We start from the raw sequence: 3,286 nt of genomic DNA, 5'->3' as shown, positions 1-3,286 counted from the left end.
CCGGGCACGTTGTTGGGTATCTGAGGGTACGGCCGTGAGGTCGCCTTCAGTTGCCGGCCCCAGTGAACTCGCCCTTCGGGGTGGGGTGATGGGTGGCTGGTCGTTGTTTGAGAACTGCACAGTGGACGCGAGCATCTGTGGCCAAGTTTTTAAGGGCGCACGGTGGATGCCTTGGCACCAGGAACCGATGAAGGACGTGGGAGGCCACGATAGGCCCCGGGGAGCTGTCAACCGAGCTTTGATCCGGGGGTGTCCGAATGGGGAAACCCGGCAGTCGTCATGGGCTGTCACCCGCTGCTGAACACATAGGCAGTGTGGAGGGAACGAGGGGAAGTGAAACATCTCAGTACCCTCAGGAAGAGAAAACAACCGTGATTCCGGGAGTAGTGGCGAGCGAAACTGGATGAGGCCAAACCGTATGCGTGTGATACCCGGCAGGGGTTGCGCATGCGGGGTTGTGGGATCTCTCTTTCACGGTCTGCCGGCTGTGAGACGAGTCAGAAACCGTTGATGTAGGCGAAGGACATGCGAAAGGTCCGGCGTAGAGGGTAAGACCCCCGTAGCTGAAACATTGACGGCTCGTTTGAGAGACACCCAAGTAGCACGGGGCCCGAGAAATCCCGTGTGAATCTGGCGGGACCACCCGCTAAGCCTAAATATTCCCTGGTGACCGATAGCGGATAGTACCGTGAGGGAATGGTGAAAAGTACCGCGGGAGCGGAGTGAAATAGTACCTGAAACCGTGTGCCTACAAGCCGTGGGAGCGTCGCTGTATGTGCTTGCACATGCAGTCGTGACTGCGTGCCTTTTGAAGAATGAGCCTGCGAGTTTGCGGTGTGTTGCGAGGTTAACCCGTGTGGGGAAGCCGTAGCGAAAGCGAGTCCGAACAGGGCGTTTCAGTAGCACGCTCAAGACCCGAAGCGGAGTGATCTAGCCATGGGCAGGTTGAAGCGGAGGTAAGACTTCGTGGAGGACCGAACCCACCAGGGTTGAAAACCTGGGGGATGACCTGTGGTTAGGGGTGAAAGGCCAATCAAACTCCGTGATAGCTGGTTCTCCCCGAAATGCATTTAGGTGCAGCGTCGTGTGTTTCTTGCCGGAGGTAGAGCACTGGATAGGCGATGGGCCCTACCGGGTTACTGACCTTAGCCAAACTCCGAATGCCGGTAAGTGAGAGCGCGGCAGTGAGACTGTGGGGGATAAGCTCCATGGTCGAGAGGGAAACAGCCCAGAGCATCGACTAAGGCCCCTAAGCGTACGCTAAGTGGGAAAGGATGTGGAGTCGCAGAGACAACCAGGAGGTTGGCTTAGAAGCAGCCACCCTTGAAAGAGTGCGTAATAGCTCACTGGTCAAGTGATTCCGCGCCGACAATGTAGCGGGGCTCAAGCGTACCGCCGAAGTCGTGTCATTCGTACATGTATCCCCAACGGGAGTACGGATGGGTAGGGGAGCGTCGTGTGCCGGGTGAAGCAGCCGCGGAAGCGAGTTGTGGACGGTTCACGAGTGAGAATGCAGGCATGAGTAGCGATACACACGTGAGAAACGTGTGCGCCGATTGACTAAGGGTTCCTGGGTCAAGCTGATCTGCCCAGGGTAAGTCGGGACCTAAGGCGAGGCCGACAGGCGTAGTCGATGGACAACCGGTTGATATTCCGGTACCCGCTTTGAAACGCCCAATACTGAATCAGGCGATGCTAAGTCCGTGAAGCCGGCCCGATCTCTTCGGAGTTGAGGGTAGTGGTGGAGCCGACGAACCAGACTTGTACTAGGTAAGCGATGGGGTGACGCAGGAAGGTAGTCCAGCCCGGGCGGTGGTTGTCCCGGGGTAAGGGTGTAGGCCGTGTGGTAGGTAAATCCGTCACACGTTAAGGCTGAGACCTGATGCCGAGCCGATTGTGGTGAAGTGGATGATCCTATGCTGTCGAGAAAAGCCTCTAGCGAGTTTCATGGCGGCCCGTACCCTAAACCGACTCAGGTGGTCAGGTAGAGAATACCGAGGCGTTCGGGTGAACTATGGTTAAGGAACTCGGCAAAATGCCCCCGTAACTTCGGGAGAAGGGGGGCCATCACTGGTGATTGGATTTACTCCATGAGCTGGGGGTGGCCGCAGAGACCAGCGAGAAGCGACTGTTTACTAAAAACACAGGTCCGTGCGAAGCCGTAAGGCGATGTATACGGACTGACGCCTGCCCGGTGCTGGAACGTTAAGGGGACCGGTTAGCTGACTTTCGGGTCGGCGAAGCTGAGAACTTAAGCGCCAGTAAACGGCGGTGGTAACTATAACCATCCTAAGGTAGCGAAATTCCTTGTCGGGTAAGTTCCGACCTGCACGAATGGCGTAACGACTTCTCGACTGTCTCAACCATAGGCCCGGTGAAATTGCACTACGAGTAAAGATGCTCGTTTCGCGCAGCAGGACGGAAAGACCCCGGGACCTTTACTACAGTTTGATATTGGTGTTCGGTTCGGCTTGTGTAGGATAGGTGGGAGACTTTGAAGCAGCCACGCCAGTGGTTGTGGAGTCGCCGTTGAAATACCACTCTGGTCGTGCTGGATGTCTAACCTGGGTCCGTGATCCGGATCAGGGACAGTGTCTGATGGGTAGTTTAACTGGGGCGGTTGCCTCCTAAAGAGTAACGGAGGCGCCCAAAGGTTCCCTCAGCCTGGTTGGCAATCAGGTGTTGAGTGTAAGTGCACAAGGGAGCTTGACTGTGAGACCGACGGGTCGAGCAGGGACGAAAGTCGGGACTAGTGATCCGGCAGTGGCTTGTGGAAGCGCTGTCGCTCAACGGATAAAAGGTACCCCGGGGATAACAGGCTGATCTTCCCCAAGAGTCCATATCGACGGGATGGTTTGGCACCTCGATGTCGGCTCGTCGCATCCTGGGGCTGGAGTCGGTCCCAAGGGTTGGGCTGTTCGCCCATTAAAGCGGTACGCGAGCTGGGTTTAGAACGTCGTGAGACAGTTCGGTCCCTATCCGCTGTGCGCGTAGGAATATTGAGAAGGGCTGTCCCTAGTACGAGAGGACCGGGACGGACGAACCTCTGGTGTGCCAGTTGTCCTGCCAAGGGCATGGCTGGTTGGCTACGTTCGGAAAGGATAACCGCTGAAAGCATCTAAGCGGGAAGCCTGCTTCGAGATGAGTATTCCCACCAACTTGATTGGTTAAGGCTCCCAGTAGACGACTGGGTTGATAGGCCAGATGTGGAAGCCCGGTAACGGGTGGAGCTGACTGGTACTAATAGGCCGAGGGCTTGTCCTCAGTTGCTCGCGTCCACTGTGTT

At 56.7% G+C, this 3,286-nt stretch carries 1 rRNA gene; it reads left to right on the top strand.

Annotation, left to right across the window (positions count from 1 at the left end):
* The first annotated feature begins 139 nt into the window (after nt 1–139).
* A 23S ribosomal RNA gene (locus ACZ7IB_RS48630) occupies nt 140–3,264 on the top strand.
* The last annotated feature ends 22 nt before the right edge of the window (nt 3,265–3,286 follow it).

It is taken from the genome of Streptomyces sp. NPDC037301, assembly GCF_055602785.1.
Note: the sequence above shows the minus strand (reverse complement) of the source record. Positions and strands in the feature narration are given on the sequence as shown.